Genomic DNA, 18,889 nt, shown 5'->3' with positions numbered 1-18,889 from the left:
GCCACTCACTCAAAAGCAGCTTAAATTTTACGATAACATCACACAAGGTATGTCGCAGGTAGATGCCTACCTTGACGCGTATGACGCGCATAACATGGCAAGAAACACCGCTTATGTCAAAGCCAGTGAGCTGACTAAAAACGGTAAGATTATGGCAAAAATTGCATTATTCAGGCAGCAAGAAAAAGAGCAGATTTTGCAATTAAACCGAGAGCTAACCATTGCTTTAATTGAGGAGCTTGAAACCCTCAAACTGGCAAAATCAAAACGCAAAATTAGTCAAAGGCTCAAAACCATCAAACTACTCAATAAAATACACGGGTACAATAAACCTGAAAAAATTGAAAACAAACCTCGCTTTGGCGGGGCAACGGTTATCGTAGTCAAATAGCCATGAGTTTTTGTTAAATGACAGTCTCATCTAACACTGAAAATCGAGGCGACACCCATAGGATTTTCAGAAGCGTTTTTTATTTTGTGTATCCGTTTGTGTATCCGAAAAAGAAATCGTTTTTCTTATTTGTTTATTTTATTGGCTTTCATGTGTTTTTACTTGTCCCTGATTCGTCAGACGTCACCTGACGTTAGCATGAAAAAACATGAAGCCCGCGCAATTGCGGGCTTTTTGCTATCCCAAGCCAACCCTTGGCAGCCATAGACGAAAAACAACTTGTGTATCCGTTATGAGAACAACATCCAAATCGAACCAACGGACACACAAATAAATGGCCGCCGAAAAACCAAACACCGCAAAACCGCCAAAAGACATCAACAACATTGACCGTGCTTTGCTGGGCGACAACACTGTATTGGCTCTATTCACGGATACAGCAGGACAGGTGAGCTTTCATGAATCACCAAATGAAGTCACAAAAACCATGGTTATCAGTTAATATCCGTGATTTTAAGATTGTTAAGGCGTGCCTAAATTGGAGATTTGAGGATGAAAAAAACATTGGACTGGTTTAAAAAACATGAGGTCACTATTGTGCTTTGCTTAGGGCTATTGGGGATTTTTATCTTACCTTGGTTGTTTACACGCCCTTGGATTGGTGATTTTACTAACTTGGGTCAAGTTGGCGATACCATTGGCGGCACAACAGCACCGTTTATTGGCTTGCTATCAGCTTGGTTGGTATATAGAGCTTTTAAAGCCCAGATTAAAGCAAATGAACTAATCTCTGAGCAGCTTAAACTTGAAGAGCAAAGGTATGCAGAGGGAAAGGAAAAAGACAGAGAAGCTGCCCAAACAACTAATTTTTTGAAAATGTATGAGGCTTATGTACGCGCATTAAATGATGCGGTATTAACTGAAAAAAACGATAATCAAAAACATGATTACAGAGGTAAACAGTATTTGAAATTTTTATCTACAGCTAAAAATATTAATTTGAAAAATTTTCTTAATTGGGAAAAAGAAACGCCTCTCTACCCTGAATTTATTTTTATGGACCCTACTACATCTACAATTTATGAGTTGAGTAAGTATGATGGTAGCAATTTTGACGATTGGGGAAATTTTCTTTTGGCTACAGGTTATCCAGCACTTATAAATTACGATTCTTTTTTAAAAGAACATTCCAACATATTTCGAATAACATATCAGTTGCTTAAGCAAGAACTTGAGCAAGAAGGAAAACTAAAATGGGAAAATATCCGCTTTTTTAAAGCGCAGCTAACAGAGGCTGAATTGATTGCTTTAGCGATGAATATTTTGTTTGTTAAAGAGGGACGGGAGGGCTTGGGACTCGCAGCCGAAAAATCGGGATTATTCGAACATCTTAAAGCTATAAATCTAAGACGATTAATCAAGCGTGAGTTTCCTGGCATGGATGGTTTTTTCAGTATCGAAATCACTGAAGCTGCATACAAGGCAAAACCAGTCATATTGCATAAAAAATGACCCTCAAACTCCCTAAATTCACACCACAAGCCGCTCAGTTATGGAGTTTGCTATCCATTGACGACAAAAAGAACATTTTAGAAAATGTGTATTGCAGCCATTGCAAAAATGTCACAACCATGTTTAATGCGTCAGGCAAAGCAGAAAAAGGCAGCTTGATACTGAATGGGCAGTGCGCCGTGTGCATGAACCCAGTCGGGCGTTACATTGAAGCGGATGCGTTTAGATAAGCCAAATATGCCAATCACTCAAAAACAGCTTAAATTTTGCGATAACATCGCGCAAGGCATGTCACAGATGGACCCTACCTTGATGCGTATGACGCGCAGAACATGGCAAAAAACACCGCCTATGTCAAAGCCAGTGAACTGGCAAAGAACGGTAAGTTCGGACATAACAAGTCAGCTCACAAATAATCCCGCAAACGATAGTAAGCCATCGCAAGCACGAGTGCAGGTGTTCTAAACGCACGCCCACCAGGGAATGGCAGATGTTTGATTTTTGCCATCATGTCAAATCGTTCGGCTTGACCTGCGATGGCTTCGGCGGCGAGTTTGCCTGCAATGTTGGTAAGGATGAGGCCATGGCCTGATAAGCCTTGCAGGTAGTAGACGTTGGGCGCGAGGCGGTTAAAGTCTGGGGCGCGATTGACCGTGATGTCCACAAAGCCACCCCAGCAGTATTCGACGTTGACATCAGCGAGCTGGGGGAAGGCGCGCAGCATGGTGCCTTTCATGGATTCTTTGAGGTTCGGAGGTGTGACGCCTGAGTAGCTGACGCGCCCGCCGAACAGCATTCGGTCGTCTTTGGTGGTTCTGAAGTAATCCAAAACGAAATTGTTGTCACACATGGCGACGCGATTTTTGATGAGCGCGTCAGCACGCTCCTTGCCCAATTGCTCTGTGGCAACGATGTAGGTGCCGACAGGCATGATGCGGCCTGAGAGTTTTTTGACGGTTTTATCAAGGTAGACATTGCCTGCGAGCACGACGAATTTTGCGGTGACTTGACCGTGGGCGGTTTTGATGGTGGCTGGGTCACCGTGAATCAGTTCGGTGACTTCGGAATGCTCGTAGATGGTGACGCCTGCGCTCATGGCAGCTTTCGCCACACCGAGTGCGTATTTGAGTGGGTGCAGATGAGCGCTGTTGTGGTCGAGCACACCTGCGTGGTAACGTTTTGAGGCGACCCATTGGCTCATTTCTTCCGGCGAGATGGCTTGCAAATGTGGGTAGTCATACACGTCACGCATGTGCTCCACCGATGCGAGCAGGTCTGGTGTGGATTTTGGCTTGACACTGACGGTCATGTAGCCATCTGTCCAGTCGCAATCAATGCCGTGGGTTTTGATGCGCTCACGCATGAGGTCTAAACCCTCAAGTGTGAGGTTAAAGGCTTTTTTCGCATCGGTCAAGCCAAGCTGCTTCTCAAATGGTTCTTGTTCACATGCATACCCAGCGATGGCTTGACCACCGTTGCGCCCCGATGCGCCCCATGCGATGCGGCGACCTTCAAGGATGACCACTTTATAGCCTTTTTGTGCCAACTCTAACGCAGCGGACAGACCAGCCAGTCCCGCACCGACCACACAAACATCGGCGGTAACATTGCCTTGCAATTTCGGCTGCTCAGGCAACGGCGTGGCTGTGGCGGCGTAGTAGGAGTTTTGCGCGAGTTTGGCGTCTTGGGCGTACATAATGGCCTTATGAAATGGGTGGAAAGTGGTATTAAACCACCATTCACTCTGTCAGGACAGTACCAAATTAACGTATCTTGTTCATCCAAAGTGTGTTTGTTGGGTTCACGCTGTTACTTGTATGCGATGGATTGTTGTCCGAGAATCGGATTTAGGGCTATTTTCAACAGTGCAAAACGTTATAATGGCGGCTTTCTCTGTATTGATTTTCACCTTTTGTTTGACGATAGACCGACAATGAACCCAATTCCTACGTACCAACCCCGCGCCCTCGAAATCGCTATCCAAGCCGCTTGGACAGCCGCCGATGTTTATACTGTCACCGAAAACAACAATAAACCTAAATTCTACGCCTGCTCAATGCTGCCCTACCCATCGGGCAAGCTGCATATGGGTCACGTGCGCAACTACACGATTAACGACGTGATGGCACGTCAGCTCCGCATGAAAGGATTCAACGTATTGATGCCGATGGGCTGGGATGCGTTCGGGATGCCTGCCGAAAATGCCGCGTTGAATAATAAAGTCCCTCCTGCTGCATGGACCTACGACAACATTGCCTACATGAAGCAACAAATGCAGGCAATGGGCTTGGCGATTGACTGGTCACGCGAGTTTGCGACGTGCGATGCAGATTATTACAAATGGAATCAATGGTTTTTCCTCAAAATGCTGGAAAAAGGCGTGGCCTACCGCAAAACCCAAGTCGTGAACTGGGATCCGATTGATCAAACGGTTTTGGCGAATGAGCAGGTGATTGACGGGCGTGGCTGGCGCTCAGGTGCATTGGTTGAAAAGCGTGAGATTCCAGGCTATTACCTCAAAATTACCGATTATGCAGAAGAATTGCTGAATGATTTGGACGAACTTGGCTGGCCATCTCGTGTGAAGCTCATGCAAGAGAACTGGATTGGCAAAAGCGTCGGTGTGCGCTTTGCCTTTACCCACGACATCCGCGATGCGTCAGGTGAGTTGATTAGCGACGGCAAAATGTATGTGTTCACCACCCGCGCCGATACGATCATGGGTGTCACTTTCTGCGCCGTGGCAGCAGAACATCCGCTGGCGACGCACGCCGCGCAAAACAACCCAGAGTTACAGACCTTCATCGACAAATGCAAACTCGGCAGCGTGATGGAAGCAGACATGGCGACGATGGAAAAAGAAGGCATGAACACGGGCTTACAAGTCAAACATCCACTCACGGGTGAAATGATTGATGTGTGGGTGGGTAACTATGTGCTCATGAGCTATGGCGACGGCGCGGTGATGGGTGTGCCTGCGCATGATGAGCGAGATTTCGCGTTTGCTTTGAAATACGATTTGCCGATTAAACAAGTCGTCACCGTCGACGAACAGGTCTATGATACTGCCGCATGGCAAGATTGGTACGCTGACAAAGAACACGGCCTGTGTATCCACAGCGGCGCATACGATGGTTTGAGCTTTAAAGATGCCGTGCAAAAAGTCGCAGCAGATTTATCAGCCAAAGGTTTGGGCGAGCTCAAAACCACTTATCGCCTACGCGACTGGGGCATTAGCCGTCAACGTTACTGGGGCACGCCAATTCCTTTGATTCATTGTGATTCGTGCGGTGTTGTACCCGTTCCCGAAAAGGACTTACCCGTTGTTTTGCCAACAGATTGCATTCCCGACGGCTCAGGCAACCCGCTGAACAAACGCGAAGACTTCCTCCACGTCGATTGCCCAAGCTGCGGTAAATCAGCACGTCGCGAGACGGACACGATGGACACGTTCATTGATTCATCGTGGTACTACATGCGCTACACCAGCCCGAATTCGGACAAAATGGTCGATGAGCGCAACGATTACTGGATGCCTATGGATCAGTACATCGGTGGGATTGAGCACGCGATTTTGCACTTGCTCTATGCGCGCTTCTGGACGAAAGTCATGCGCGACATGGGACTGGTGAAATTCAACGAGCCGTTTAAAAACCTGCTCACGCAAGGCATGGTGCTGAACGAAACCTACTACCGCGAAGACGACACAGGCCGAAAATCATGGTTTAACCCTGCTGACGTTGAAGTCTCGTTTGACGACAAAGGTCGCCCTGTTTCTGCCCTGCTCAAATCAGACGGTCAACCAGTCCACATCGGCGGCACTGAGAAAATGGCCAAATCAAAAAACAACGGCATTGACCCGCAAGCCTTGATTGAGCAGTACGGTGCAGACACAGCACGTTTGTTCACCATGTTTGCCGCGCCGCCTGAGCAAACATTGGAATGGTCTGATTCTGGCGTTGAAGGCTCGCATCGCTTTCTCAAGCGCGTGTGGCACTTCTGCCAAACTCAAAAAGACGCGATTGCTGCGCAAAAAGATGCCGAGTTGACACCAAGTACGGCGGCGAAAGATTTACGTTTTACCGTTCACTCGTTACTCAAACAAATCAACTTTGACTACGATCGCTTGCAGTACAACACCGTCGCCTCTGGCGCGATGAAGCTGCTCAATGAGTTAGAAGCCACCTGCAAAAACGATGTTGCGCCGTTGGGTAAAGCCCTGCCTGAGTCAGTTTCGATACTGCTGCGCGTGCTATACCCCATCGTGCCACACTTGACCACGCAACTGTGGAACGAGCTGGGCTATGTTGCTTCTTGTGGTGAGTTGATTGATGCACCGTGGGCAACCGTTGACGAATCAGCTTTAGAGCGCAACGATATTACCTACATGGTTCAGGTCAACGGCAAACTTCGCGACCAACTCACTGCACCCAAAACTGCAGACAACGATGCATTGCAAACGCTGGCTTTAGAATTAGCACCCGTGCAAAAATTCATGGAAGGAAAGCCGATTAAGAAACTCATCGTCGTACCTAATAAACTCATCAACATTGTGGTTTGAACATAAAAGGAACCCCATGTTTCATTACTTACGCAAAATCAGCACCATCGTCCTGTGTGTCTCAGCATTAACAGCATGTGGTTTTCACCTGCGTGGCTCACAAAATGCCGGCAGTGCGACTTTGATGACCTATCAGACCTTGAGCATTGTCGGCGACACTGAGTCGAACATCGCTCAAAATCTGGCCAACCTCATGCGCGGCCAAGTCCGCGTTGTGGGTAAAACTACTCCTGCACAAGTCACCACCGAAATCGGCGACGTGAGCCACAGTAAAGACATCCTGACCAAAAACTCTCAAGGTCGTATCACCGAATACCGCCTGTTCGGCAGTGTGACAATTCAGGCTTACGATGCCAATAAGCAACCTCTCATTGCCCCGACACGACTGACGGTCACCCGAACCTTGTCAGCAGCCGATGGATATATCACGGGTTTGGATTTAGAGGAAGCACGCTTGGCCGATGACATGGATTTGGAGTTGGCCAATCAGATTCAATATCGCCTGCGCGCGATTCGCCTCACCAACGCTGCCCAATAATGAGCCTCGCACCACTAACGGTTATCTGCAGCGACGAAGCCCTGCTGGTTCAGGAGCAGGTCGATGCTTGGCGTGCACGCGCACGGTCTGCTGGCTACAGTGAGCGTGAAGTGTTCAGCATTGAGGGGCAATTCAACTGGGCGCCTGTACTTGACGCTCAGCGCAGTCTGTCGCTGTTTGGTGACAAAAAAATCATCGAGCTGCGCATCCCGACAGGCAAACCCGGCAAAGATGGCGGCGACGCGCTCAAAACCATTTGTCAGCAACTCTCAGATGGTGTGCTCATCATGGTCACGCTGCCGCGCTTGGACAAAACCAGCAAAAACAGCGTTTGGTTCAAGCAATTAGCACAAGCAGCTGACCCGATTGAGATTGGCAGTATTTCACTGACTCAATTACCGCGCTGGATTGCCGAACGACTCAAACAACAAAATATGAGCGCGAGCCCCGCCGCGCTCCAACTGATGGCGCAGCAATTTGAGGGCAATTTGATTGCCGCGCACCAAGAGATTCAGAAACTCGCCCTACTCTTTCCAGCGGGTACGCTCTCTGACGAAGACATTCACAACAGCATATTTAACGTGGCGCGCTATGATGTGTTTTCGCTCACTGAGTCTTTGCTCGCGGGTGATGTGGCTCGAACGTGTCGAATGATTGAAGGGCTCAAAGCTGAGGGCGAAGCCATTGTTTTGGTGCAATGGTCTTTATTTGAGGACATTCGCGCCCTCACCCGCTTAAAAATTGAATTGGATGGTGGCGGCCACCTGCCCAGTCTGATGCGCGAACACCGCATCTGGGGCGCACGAGAAAAACTCATGCCGACCGCGCTGCGCGCCTTAACCACACCTTTTCTCAAAAATGCGCTGACACGAACGGCAGAGCTTGACCGCATGGCCAAAGGTTTATCCAAAGGCGATGTGTGGGAAGCCACATTACAGCTCGCCAGCCAAATCGCTCTGCGCATTGCACAAAAAAAATAATCGGGAAAACTTCCCGATTATTTTTTGGCCAACGTTGATGCCGTCAATATTTACTGATTGTTTATTGATTACCCACCCAAATCATAAACTCATCGTGCAGCTTTTTCGCCGCCACCGTCTGTGCATTTGGCCCCTCAATGATGCTGACGATGGCATAGCGCTGACCGCTTTTGCCATCGATATAACCCGCAATCGCACGCACGGTATCGAGCGTTCCTGTTTTGATTCGGCCACGCCCAACCATGTCAGAGTCGAGCAGACGATTTTTCACAGTGCCTGATACGCCGAGAATCGGCAAGCTATTCACAAACGGCTCATCATTCGCAGCATTAACCAATAGCTGTCCCAAATCCACCGCACGAACCCGCGTTTGTCGAGACAGCCCAGAACCATTACCCATATTTAGCCCCTGAAACAACAAGCCCTTTTGTCGCAATACATCACGAACCGCCGCCGCACTGTCTGTGAGAGAACCAATGCCGTTTTGTTTCGCCGATAGAGACAGATAAATCTGACGAGCCATCACATTATTGCTAAAGCCATTCATGTCTTTGAGCACCAAAGGCAAAGGGTTGGAGTACACCTCAGCGACTGGCAAAGCATTTTTGGGTGTCACACCCTCGCTGACCGACTGTCGGCGCTTCATCAGTGTGCCAAATACACGCTGCACATAATCGTTCGCCGTCATTTGATACGCATGAACATGCCATTGATTAGAGCCACAGTCACTGTAGTAACGCCCTGAAACCATCGCACTTTGAGCAGACACGTTTAAGCGAACGGTGCTTTTCCAACCCGTATTGGGACACGCCCCATCGATCCATTGAACAGCAGTAATAACCGGGTACTCGTGCAGGTTTGGTATGGCACTCACCGATCTGGTGGCTGGGTCAAAATTGAAACTAATCGCTCGATAATTCATCAACGCTGCATCTGGTTGCGCGTTGTATGGCATCGATGGCTCGCCATCAAAGCTAGCGGCATCTTGTCGTTCATCTTTAAAGATAGAACGGTCAACAATGATGGGGGACTGGACATTTCTCACACCAGATTTGACCAATCCCGCAACCAGTTGCTCAATTTTTTCGATCACCAACTGTGGATCGCCGCTCCCTTTAAGATAAAGTGGGGCGTGCAAAGTGCCTTGCACATCAGGTTGTTCTGTTGTGAGAAGCTGTGTGCGCCATTGATAATCAGCACCCAAAGTGTTCAGTGCGGCATAGCTAGTGATGAGTTTGATGACAGATGCAGGGTTTTGTGAGCGTTGCGCATTGAGCGACAAGATTGGCTTTGTCTGATTGATGGGCTGCGCATAAAAACTCATCTGAAAAGGCGCAACACCAGTCTTATAGGCGGTTGGGACAAATATTTTTTGGGCAGAAATTAAATCAGATTTGACGCCGAAAGACGGTTCCTGAGCCGCCGCAGTCAAACCAAAGGTCAAGCTGGCAAACATCCATAATTGTCTCATCAAAGCATCCCAAAAATTCAAAGATGAAATTATATGACAAGCAGCCAGAAAACCTCTCTACCTAAACAACTTATTTAACCGCTCGCCTTATCGATCATCGAGCAATAAACCGTGTCCATCCACTGTGCCATCGAAATATCCCGCATGGACAAGCCCGATACATCATGTGTCGTCAAAGTGACATCCACGCGATTCCACACATTGAACCACTCAGGATGATGGTTCACTTGTTCGGTGTAGAGTGCCACACGGGTCATGAACCCGAAGGCTTGGTTAAAGTCTTTGAACAAATACTGCCTATGGATGGCGTCGCGAACCGCATCGTGCTTCCACTTTGTCAATGCCGCCATGTGAACCTCTCGCTCTGAATCAGACAAACGAATCATGGTGTCACTCCTTTGTTGATGACTCTATCTTGAGCCAGTATATCTGTGGGTTTGAATGTCGATAAGCCATCAAGATTCAAATACATTTGCGTAAAATCCTGTCGTGTATCACTCATGAGCTTATCAAAATCATCAATCACAAAATAAGTCTTTTGTACATCGTCGATTTTATACTCCGTCCGCAAAATTCGCGTTAAATCAAACCCAATGCGATTGGGGACTTCCGACTCTAATGCATAAATACTCTCAGTTTTGCTCGAGACAATTCCCGCACCATAAATGCGCAGGCCGTTGTCAGTCTGAATCAAACCAAACTCCACGGTATACCAATACAAGCGCGCCAACATCGGCAAAACATGCAAATGCTCGGCTTTCATACCGCCCTCGCCATAGGCTTGCATATAATCAGCAAAGACAGGATTGATGAGTAAGGGCACGTGACCAAACACATCGTGAAAACAATCAGGCTCTTGTAAATAATCCATTTCCTCAGGCGCACGCACCCACCACGTGACAGGGAAGCGTCGATTGGCCAAGTGCTCAAAAAATACCGCATCAGGTACCAATCCCGTCACCGCGACAATACGCCAACCCGTCGCCGCCATGAGTTTTTGATTCAATTCTTCAAACACAGGGACACGTTCATGCCCCATATCCAAATGATGCAAGCCCGCCAAATACTCATCACAAGCTCGCCCCTCAAGCAAGGCAGTTTGACGAGCGTACAGGCTTCGCCAAACCTCGTGGTCTGTCTCGGTATACAGATGTAGCGGCTGATCAATGGTGAAGTCGTCACGCACGGTTAGCTCAGTAGTGTGTTTCATGATGACACCTGTTCTGGACTGGTTAAATGAAAGGCGGGTAAACTCAAACACTGCTCGGTAATCGCCGCAATGCGTGGATAGCGAGTCATGTCATACTGAAACCGCCGAGCATTATAAACCTGCGGTACCAAACACACATCGGCCAAGCTCACGGTGTCACCCCAGCAATACAAACCCGCTGTGCGACTCAAATGCGACTCGAACGCAGCAAACCCGACATCAATCCAGTGACGATACCAATCGTCTTTTTCATCCGCAGTCACATCAAAAGTCTGCGTCAAATAACGTAAAACTCGCATGTTATTGAGCGGATGAATGTCACAGGCAATGCTTAACGCCATTGCTCTGACTTGAGCACGACCCAGTGCATCGACTGGTAACAACGCAGGCTCAAGATACACTTCATCCAAATACTCACAGATGGCCAAAGACTGAGTGAGCGTCACCCCATCCTCTTCCAAAGCGGGCACCAAACCTTGTGGATTATGGGCTTTATAGGTTTGGCTGTTTTGCATGTTTTCTAACAACAACACATGCTCGCGCTCATAAGGTAAGTTTTTCAAAGCCAATGCAATGCGCACGCGATACGCCGCCGATGATCGAAAGTAGTCATATAAAGTACGCATCACAGCTCCTTATTCCACACTCAAATCAGCACACTAACGCAGGCAAAATTGTCCCTACCACTTCGCCAAAGCCAATGCGAGCAAAACCCTCACGAACACAGGTCGCGGTCATTTTCACCGAGTCACCATCACACAAAAATCCACGTGTCTCGCCATTGGGCAACTGCAATGGCTGCTGTCCATTGGTGGTCAACTCAATCAACGCACCCGCTTGAACCAGTTCAGGCCCAGACTGCGTGCCCGTTCCGAGCAAATCGCCTGCTTGCAAGTTACAACCATTAATGGTGTGGTGTGCAACCATCTGCGCCAGTGTCCAGTACGCATCGGCATAGTTGCCATGTGACACATGATGCCACTGATTTTGCTCGCGCATCAATTTGGTTTGCAACCAAACATCCAAGTCAATGTTCAATGCACCTGTCGCGCGGTGTCGCTCAGAGTCAAGGTAATCCAATGGTTGCGGATGATCAGATGGACGCTGCCAGTCCTGCATATACGGCTGCAAAGCTTCAATCGTGACAATCCACGGCGAGACGCTGGTGGCAAAATTCTTCGACAAAAATGGCCCAAGCGGTTGATACTCCCACGCTTGTACATCGCGCGCTGACCAGTCATTCAAGACACACAGACCAAATACATGCTGTGTCCAATCGTCAATCGCCACTGACTCACCCAACTCATTGCCCACACCGATGTAGGCACCCAGCTCCAGCTCATAATCGAGCTTTTGTGATGGCCCGAGTTTTGGGGTAGTATCATTCGGTGCTTTTAGTTGTGAGCGCGGACGCACAATGTCATGACCCGACACCACTATGGACGAGCTGCGGCCATGATAACCAATCGGTACCCATTGATAATTCGGCATGAGCGGCTGATCTGGACGAAACAGCTTACCCACATTCGTCGCATGGTGAATCGACGTATAAAAATCTGTATAGTCACCAATCCAAGCAGGCAAAGCGTACTCAACCTCTGACTGTGGGATGAGGCACTTTTGCCAAATCACTTCTTCGGAAGCCCCCACACGCAAGCCACGCGACAAAGCCAATCGCAAAGCCGACCATGCCTGATCACCCATTCGCATGAACTCGTTAAGAGACGACTGGCTCGCAGCGTGTGCCGCCGCATGTGCCATGCCACTCAAAGCTACTTGCTGCACCAAAAGCGATAAATCCAACACTTGATTGCTAATTGCCACGCCGCCCCGAAAGTCCTCAAACGCGCCGCGTCGTCGAAAGATTGCAAACGGTAAGTTCTGAATCGGAAAGTCAGTCACGCCATCATTGGCTGACTCCACCCAGCTTTTTAGTGACAGATCGTGTGTTTCATTCAACGTCATCATATACTCCCGAAAATTTTTTGTCTAATCCTTGCCAAACGTTCATGTAATTTTTTTCAAACGTTTGTGCCGATAATGCCTGTGCGGTTGGCTGCAGCAACCACTGTGTTTCAAACATAAATGCCAGTGTATTGTCCAAGTACTCAGGTTTTAACTCAGCGGTTGACGCTTTGTCAAAGGTAAGTGCATCAGGCCCATGAGGGGACATGCAATTATGCAAACTCGCACCGCCAGGGACAAATCCCTCAGCTTTCGCATCATACACGCCTTCGATTAAACCCATAAACTCACTCATGACGTTGCGATGAAACCATGGTGGGCGAAATGTGTGTTCGGCCACCATCCAGCGTGATGGGAAAACCACGAAATCTACATTCGCCGTGCCCGCCACAGCCGATGGTGAGGTAAGCACGGTGAAAATTGATGGATCACAGTGGTCAAAGCTCACTGTATTAATGGCATTGAACAGGGTCAAATCATATTGATAAGGCGCATAGTTACCATGCCATGCCACCACATCCAACGGCGAGTGACTCAAACTGGCTCGCCAAAATGCCCCATCAAACTTCGCCACCAACTCAAACACACCCGTCTCATCTTCAAACGCCGCCACTGGCGAGAGAAAGTCACGCGGATTGGCTAAACCATTTGCGCCAATCGGGCCAAGGCTGGGTAACTCAAACGGCGCCCCATGGTTTTCGCAGACGTAACCACGCGCTTGCATCACAACGTCGGCCAAAAGCACTTGAAATTTAACACCGCGCGGAATCACCGCAATGCTTTTTGGTGCCACCTGCAAAACCCCAAACTCCGTGCGAATCGTCAAAGTGCCCATCTGAGGCACCAGCAGCATCTCGGCATCAGCATTATAAAAAAAACGCCCAACCATGCTTCGATTGAACGCATATTGGGCAATCGCCACACCAGACTGAGTTCGTACATCACCGTTACCACAGACTGTAAACAACCCATCGATAAAATCAGTCGGTTCACTGGGCATCGGCAATGCGCCCCAGCGCATCGGTGTCGGATTCACAGGAGATGATTGGAATGGTTCAGACACTGCATTACGGACAACCATCGGCTCAAATGCAGACTGCACCACCGATGGGCGGATGCGATACAACCATGAGCGCAGATTGTGTGAGCGCGGTGCTGTAAATGCTGTTCCGCTGAGCTGCTCTGCGTATAAATCATATGGACAACGCTGAGGCGAGTTCTGTCCATGAGGCAGTGCATTGGATAATGCCTCGGTGGAAAAATGGTTTCGAAAACCCGATTGAAAGGATAAGTTCATGATAAAAACTCTCTTATGTCGCTGAGTTGACATCTAACACACCACGTTTGATCTGGTCTTGCTCAATCGAGTCAAACAGCGCTTGGAAATTACCCTCGCCAAAGCCATCGTTACCTTTGCGTTGAATGATTTCATAAAAAATCGGACCAATAACTGTATCGGTGAAAATTTGCAGCAACTTATCCTCACGCCCCACCTTATCCATTGGTTCACCGTCAATCAAAATCCGCAACTCACGCAAACGTGCCACATCTTCACCATGGTTTGGCAAGCGTTTATCAATGTTGTCATAGTACGTATCAGGCGTGCTCATGAATCCCATACCACGCGCGCGCAAAGTCTCAACTGATTCATAGATATTATCAGTAGACAGAGAAATATGCTGAATCCCCTCGCCATTGTGGGCTTTGAGATACTCCGCAATTTGGCTTTTGTCATCGGCAGACTCATTGATGGGAATGCGAATCTTACCGCATGGACTGGTCAAGGCACGCGAATGCAAACCCGTGTGTTTGCCCGCAATGTCAAAGTAGCGAATTTCGCGGAAATTAAACAGCTTTTCATAAAAACCCGCCCACTTATCCATATTGCCTCGCTCAACATTGTGGGTCAGATGGTCAATCATTTTTAGGCCGACACCAACAGGATGCTGATCCACCCCAGCCAAAGGTTCGAAATCAATATCATAAATGCTCACAGCACTCGCACCCGCATAGCGATCAACCAAATAAATCAGCGAACCACCAATCCCCTCAATCGCAGGAATCTGCAATTCCATCGGCCCCGCACCAAACGGTACGGGCTTTGCGCCATTTTTAACTAATTCATCAAAGGCAAACGCTGCGTCACGCACACGAAACGCCATCGCGTTTGCACTCGGCCCATGAACGCGTGTGAACGCATCGGCTTGACCTTGATGCTCGGCATTGAGGATGAAGTTAATATCGCCTTGACGATACAATGTCACATCCTTACGTCGGTGCTTGGCAATGGCAACAAAGCCCAGTGACTCAAACAGTTTCGCTAATTTTTCTGGCTCGCTTGATGCGTATTCAACGAACTCAAAACCATCGGTATGCAGTGGATTGTCCCAAGTGTGCATGTTTGTCTCCTCGTTTAGATGAGTGAATTTTATCGAAACAAACCTGCAAACTTCATGCATAAACCCCATAAAAAAGACATTTTTTGCAATAAAATCGCACCAAACACATTAAAAAGGATGAAATCATGCACACAGCAACCTTAGACGAATTTGACATGCGTCTACTACACGCCCTACAACCAAACAGCCGCCTGACCCACAACGAGTTGGCCGAGCAAGTATTCCTCTCGCCCTCTCAATGCCAGCGGCGTGTCAAACGGCTCGAAGAGCTGGGGATTATCGAGCACTACGCAACGCACATCAACCGCGCCAAAACAGGCTTTCATGTCACCGCCATCATCCATGTTTCCATCGAGAAGCATGGCAAATTCCCAGCCGAAGAATTCAAAGAGCTGATTGACCGCTCCGACGCGGTGCTCGAGTGTTACTCCACCATGGGCGATTTTGATTATTTTCTCAAAGTGGTTGTCCCTGATTTGAACGCACTCAACGAATTCATGATGCAAAGACTGCTCAACTCACCCATCGTCACACATATTCGGTCTAATATTTTGCTCCAAGAAATCAAAGCCACTCATGTTTTGCCGATCCACAAGCTATAGCGGCCGATAGCAGCCATTTTTCAAAGGTCAAAAGCCCCTATTTTTTGTACAATAGCGCTTTCGCCCCACCTACCCACGAGCACACCATGACCGCAAAAATCATCAACGGCAAGCAAATCGCTGCCGACACCCAAGCCTTTATCAAAGAGCGCGTGTCCGCGCTGTCTGCACGCGGCATTAACCCAGGCTTGGCCGTGATACTGGTCGGTGACAACCCCGCCTCACACGTCTATGTGAGCAACAAAGTCAAAAGCTGCGGTGTCGTCGGTATGCACTCGGTACTCGAGCAGTACCCAGCTGATTTAACCGAAGCCAAATTATTAGAGCGCATACACGCATTGAACAACGATGCATCCATACACGGCATCTTGGTTCAGTTGCCACTGCCCAAACACATCAACGAGCACGCGGTGCTCGAAGCCATTTCACCGACCAAAGACGTAGACGGATTTCACCTCATCAACGCCGGTGCACTGATGACGGGGCAACCTCGCCTACGTGCCTGCACACCTTACGGTGTCATGAAAATGCTCGAACACAGCGAGACGGTGCTGCGTGGTGCGCATGCTGTCGTGGTGGGCGCATCAAACATCGTCGGCAAACCGATGGCCATGATGATGCTGCAAGCGGGTGCGACGGTGACCATCTGCAATTCAAAAACCCGCGACTTAGCACACCACACCCGTCAAGCCAACATCGTCATTGCCGCTGTCGGCCGTGCTAAATTCATCACAGGCGATATGCTCAAAGCAGGGGCAGTCGTCATCGACGTGGGCATGAACCGTGATGAAAATGGTAAATTGTGCGGTGATGTGGACTTTGAGAGTGCATCACAGATCGCGGGTGCAATTAGCCCTGTGCCTGGTGGCGTCGGTCCGATGACCATTACCATGTTGCTGATGAACACACTTGAAGCGGCTGAACAATACACGTAACCCGTCGTAACCATTGCACCGGTTTGCTTTTGGCTCAATGAAATGTGTCAGAGAATGTTTGACACATTTTGAGCTCATATATTCTAACGACCATCCACCCTCCTATTCAGACACGCCATGCACGATTACTTTAAATCGGCTTTGCCCGAGCAATTGAGCGAATTAAACCTCACTCATTTTGACTATAACCTACCCGATGAGCTGATTGCTCAGACTCCCGCCGCAAGTCGCACCGCCAGTAGGTTATTATTACCCTGCGAAACCCCCATCGGTGACGCGATTTTCCATCAAATCATCGACCAGCTTCACTCTGGTGACATCCTCGTGATGAACAACACCAAAGTCATTAAAGCACGTTTATTTGGTGCAAAAGCGTCGGGCGGTAAACTCGAAGTCATGCTCGACCGACTATCTGGTGAATGCGAATGCATCACCCAAATCCGTGCCTCAAAAACCCCACCTGCAGGCAGTACCATCCATATTCATAATTCAGCAGGTGAGCCTGTATTTTCAATGACGGTTTTATCAAAAACTGATCGTTTTTATCATCTCAAGTCTGACGTGCCTTTACTACCCATGCTCGAAGCGTATGGCAATTTACCGCTACCGCCTTACATTGACCATGCCGCCGATGATTTCGATGCGACGCGCTATCAAACAGTCTTTGCGCAAGCCGAAGGTGCTGTGGCTGCACCGACAGCGGGCCTGCATTTTGATGAGCCATTACTCAACGCCATACAAGCAAAAGGCGTGAAACTCGCCTATGTCACACTACACGTCGGTGCAGGGACGTTTCTGCCCGTATCAGCCACTGATCTATCGCAGCACGTCATGCACCAAGAATGGTTTGAAATAGGTGAAACAACCACACAACTGATTAACCAAACCCGTGAAGCAAAGGGGCGAGTGATCGCCGTCGGCACCACCAGTCTGCGCGCATTAGAATCAGCGTATGCACAACAAAACCCAGAACACGCACCAAACTGGAAGCTGAACGCCACCTCAGCCGAAACCCGCCTGTTTATCCGCCCGCCGTACCGTTTCGGCTTGGTTGACGCGCTCATCACCAACTTTCACCTCCCGCAATCAACGTTGCTGATGTTGGTCTCCGCTTTTAGCGGCGTACAAACCATACGAGATTCATACAACCACGCGATTGAGCACAGGTACCGCTTCTTTAGCTACGGAGATGCGATGTTTCTAAAACGAAAAAATAAGCATAAGCAAAGGTAATTTTTATGACAGTAATCGACAAAAGAAATGTAGCGATTATTACCACTGCTGTTTATGTGGCTCTTATGGCTATCGGCATGTATACATCAAATCATATTTTCGGGTATTCATATGGCGAGCCAGAGATGTTTTATGTGATTATTTTTTTTGAAATAGTCATGACACTGCTTGGACTTTATGTAACAAAAAAACACTTTGGCTGGACAAACGTTGGGTTTAATAATATCAACTATCAAGCTCTACGATGGTTTTATCCTTTCATTTTTATCATAGTCCTTCTGCTCATTGGCTATGCCAGTGCTTTAATAGAAGCGATAGAAAGCCTTTCATCGGCTGACTGGAGGCTTCTTACTATTACTTTGATTGGCACAGCTTTAGTGGGGCTTTCTGAGGAGTTGGTATTTCGCGGCATTGTTTTACGCGGATTTTTGGGTAGGAACAGTCTTTTTTCATCAATGCTTTTGAGCGCAGTGCTTTTTTCTCTGCTTCATGCTGTGAATATATTAGGAGGGGTGCCAGTTTCAGCCGCGCTAATCCAGTTGGCTCTCACATTCCTTTTTGGCATGGTTTTTGCACCATTGGCCATTAAAATCGGGAGCCTGAGTCCTCTGATTATCTACCATTGGCTATGGGATTTCTGCATCATCAGCGCTCCTTTAATTGGATTTGAACACGCTGTAATCACTGTCAGCGCTTTAGCTATAGAAATTATTTTGTGTATCGCTTTATGGCTGTCGTTTAAAAGCAGAAAAACTTGCACTATCTAAAATGCATTCTCATATATGTTGGTTCTCACCTAAAATTGCCCCAGGAAGAGTAATAAATTGCATGAGAAATTGACCCATCTATTTAAGTTATCCTGCCAAGATTTGGCGGGAGTAAATAGGAGTGATAGAAATGGGCCAGTTAGCCAAGATACGACGTCTGTATCACCGAGAGCATAAATCCATCCGTTCAATAGCCCGGTTGTTTTGAGCGATCCGCCATTTTAGTTTATCTCAAATAGCAGATATAAAAAAACACCCCAGTCTGAGACTGGGGTGTTTTGGTATAAAAGCCTGACGATGACCTACTTTCACATGGGAATCCACA

The 18,889-nt window shown here is 48.2% G+C and carries 19 protein-coding genes; 11 read left to right on the top strand and 8 right to left on the bottom strand.

What is annotated here, in order from left to right:
• Nucleotides 1-94: 94 nt before the first annotated feature.
• The 4 genes from IE082_RS00095 (at nt 95) to IE082_RS00080 (ending at nt 2,133) form a co-directional block, all read left to right on the top strand.
• Entirely contained in the window at nt 95-391 is a 297-nt protein-coding gene (locus IE082_RS00095; protein WP_189490098.1) for a hypothetical protein, read from the top strand.
• 334 nt (nt 392-725) lie between these two features.
• Nucleotides 726-893, top strand: a complete 168-nt coding sequence (locus tag IE082_RS00090; RefSeq protein ID WP_189490096.1) for a hypothetical protein — start codon at nt 726-728, stop codon at nt 891-893.
• 50 nt (nt 894-943) lie between these two features.
• Nucleotides 944-1,903 (top strand): hypothetical protein, encoded by a 960-nt coding sequence (locus IE082_RS00085; RefSeq protein ID WP_189490094.1) that lies wholly within the window; start codon nt 944-946, stop codon nt 1,901-1,903.
• Complete coding sequence (locus IE082_RS00080) at nt 1,900-2,133, top strand: hypothetical protein (protein WP_189490092.1); 234 nt, start codon at nt 1,900-1,902, stop codon at nt 2,131-2,133. The genes IE082_RS00085 and IE082_RS00080 overlap by 4 nt, the downstream gene beginning before the upstream one ends.
• Before the next feature lie 176 nt (nt 2,134-2,309).
• Here the strand turns inward: IE082_RS00080 and IE082_RS00075 are convergent, their stop codons facing one another.
• Nucleotides 2,310-3,599: an NAD(P)/FAD-dependent oxidoreductase gene (locus IE082_RS00075; protein WP_189490090.1), complete on the bottom strand. Its 1,290-nt coding sequence runs from the start codon at nt 3,597-3,599 to the stop codon at nt 2,310-2,312.
• Nucleotides 3,600-3,836: 237 nt separating this feature from the next.
• On the opposite strand from IE082_RS00075, the gene leuS reads away from it, so the two are divergent.
• Genes leuS through holA form a run of 3 tightly spaced genes read left to right on the top strand, consistent with a single transcriptional unit; the run spans nt 3,837 to nt 7,982 of the window.
• A complete protein-coding gene (leuS, locus tag IE082_RS00070) occupies nt 3,837-6,464 on the top strand; it encodes a leucine--tRNA ligase (protein ID WP_189490088.1) in 2,628 nt (875 codons plus the stop codon).
• Between the two features lie 16 nt (nt 6,465-6,480).
• The gene (locus IE082_RS00065) at nt 6,481-7,002 is read left to right on the top strand and encodes an LPS-assembly lipoprotein LptE (protein ID WP_189490087.1); all 522 of its coding nucleotides are present in this window, start codon (nt 6,481-6,483) and stop codon (nt 7,000-7,002) included.
• Complete coding sequence (gene holA / locus IE082_RS00060) at nt 7,002-7,982, top strand: DNA polymerase III subunit delta (protein ID WP_189490085.1); 981 nt, start codon at nt 7,002-7,004, stop codon at nt 7,980-7,982. The genes IE082_RS00065 and holA overlap by 1 nt, the downstream gene beginning before the upstream one ends.
• 61 nt (nt 7,983-8,043) lie before the next feature.
• Here the strand turns inward: holA and dacB are convergent, their stop codons facing one another.
• The 7 genes from dacB to hppD form a co-directional block, all read right to left on the bottom strand.
• Nucleotides 8,044-9,453 (bottom strand): D-alanyl-D-alanine carboxypeptidase/D-alanyl-D-alanine endopeptidase, encoded by a 1,410-nt coding sequence (dacB, locus tag IE082_RS00055; protein ID WP_189490083.1) that lies wholly within the window; start codon nt 9,451-9,453, stop codon nt 8,044-8,046.
• 74 nt (nt 9,454-9,527) lie between these two features.
• Nucleotides 9,528-9,839 carry a 4a-hydroxytetrahydrobiopterin dehydratase gene (locus tag IE082_RS00050; RefSeq protein ID WP_189490081.1) on the bottom strand — a complete coding sequence of 104 codons (312 nt, stop codon included), beginning with the start codon at nt 9,837-9,839 and terminating at the stop codon, nt 9,528-9,530.
• Nucleotides 9,836-10,663 (bottom strand): phenylalanine 4-monooxygenase, encoded by an 828-nt coding sequence (phhA, locus tag IE082_RS00045; RefSeq protein WP_189490079.1) that lies wholly within the window; start codon nt 10,661-10,663, stop codon nt 9,836-9,838. Before phhA ends, IE082_RS00050 begins: the two co-directional genes overlap by 4 nt.
• Complete coding sequence (maiA, locus tag IE082_RS00040) at nt 10,660-11,289, bottom strand: maleylacetoacetate isomerase (protein ID WP_189490077.1); 630 nt, start codon at nt 11,287-11,289, stop codon at nt 10,660-10,662. The genes phhA and maiA overlap by 4 nt, the downstream gene beginning before the upstream one ends.
• A 25-nt stretch (nt 11,290-11,314) precedes the next feature.
• Nucleotides 11,315-12,628, bottom strand: a complete 1,314-nt coding sequence (gene fahA, locus IE082_RS00035; RefSeq protein WP_189490610.1) for a fumarylacetoacetase — start codon at nt 12,626-12,628, stop codon at nt 11,315-11,317.
• Nucleotides 12,615-13,925 (bottom strand): homogentisate 1,2-dioxygenase, encoded by a 1,311-nt coding sequence (gene hmgA / locus IE082_RS00030; RefSeq protein ID WP_189490075.1) that lies wholly within the window; start codon nt 13,923-13,925, stop codon nt 12,615-12,617. Before hmgA ends, fahA begins: the two co-directional genes overlap by 14 nt.
• A gap of 13 nt (nt 13,926-13,938) precedes the next feature.
• Nucleotides 13,939-15,027 (bottom strand): 4-hydroxyphenylpyruvate dioxygenase, encoded by a 1,089-nt coding sequence (gene hppD, locus IE082_RS00025; protein ID WP_189490073.1) that lies wholly within the window; start codon nt 15,025-15,027, stop codon nt 13,939-13,941.
• Nucleotides 15,028-15,152: 125 nt separating this feature from the next.
• On the opposite strand from hppD, the gene IE082_RS00020 reads away from it, so the two are divergent.
• The 4 genes from IE082_RS00020 to IE082_RS00005 all read left to right on the top strand — a co-directional run bounded on the left by IE082_RS00020 (nt 15,153) and on the right by IE082_RS00005 (nt 18,564).
• A complete protein-coding gene (locus IE082_RS00020; protein WP_189490071.1) occupies nt 15,153-15,629 on the top strand; it encodes an Lrp/AsnC family transcriptional regulator in 477 nt (158 codons plus the stop codon).
• Between the two features lie 86 nt (nt 15,630-15,715).
• On the top strand, nt 15,716-16,564 hold the full coding sequence (gene folD, locus IE082_RS00015) for a bifunctional methylenetetrahydrofolate dehydrogenase/methenyltetrahydrofolate cyclohydrolase FolD (RefSeq protein ID WP_189490069.1): 849 nt from the start codon (nt 15,716-15,718) through the stop codon (nt 16,562-16,564).
• 117 nt (nt 16,565-16,681) lie between these two features.
• Nucleotides 16,682-17,797 carry a tRNA preQ1(34) S-adenosylmethionine ribosyltransferase-isomerase QueA gene (gene queA, locus IE082_RS00010; RefSeq protein WP_189490067.1) on the top strand — a complete coding sequence of 372 codons (1,116 nt, stop codon included), beginning with the start codon at nt 16,682-16,684 and terminating at the stop codon, nt 17,795-17,797.
• Between the two features lie 5 nt (nt 17,798-17,802).
• Nucleotides 17,803-18,564 carry a CPBP family intramembrane glutamic endopeptidase gene (locus tag IE082_RS00005; RefSeq protein WP_189490065.1) on the top strand — a complete coding sequence of 254 codons (762 nt, stop codon included), beginning with the start codon at nt 17,803-17,805 and terminating at the stop codon, nt 18,562-18,564.
• Nucleotides 18,565-18,889 lie beyond the last annotated feature (325 nt).

The organism is Formosimonas limnophila (assembly GCF_014652675.1).
Classification (GTDB): domain Bacteria; phylum Pseudomonadota; class Gammaproteobacteria; order Burkholderiales; family Burkholderiaceae; genus Hydromonas; species Hydromonas limnophila.
The sequence above is the reverse complement of the archived record's forward strand: the minus strand, read 5'-3'. Positions and strand labels throughout refer to the sequence as shown.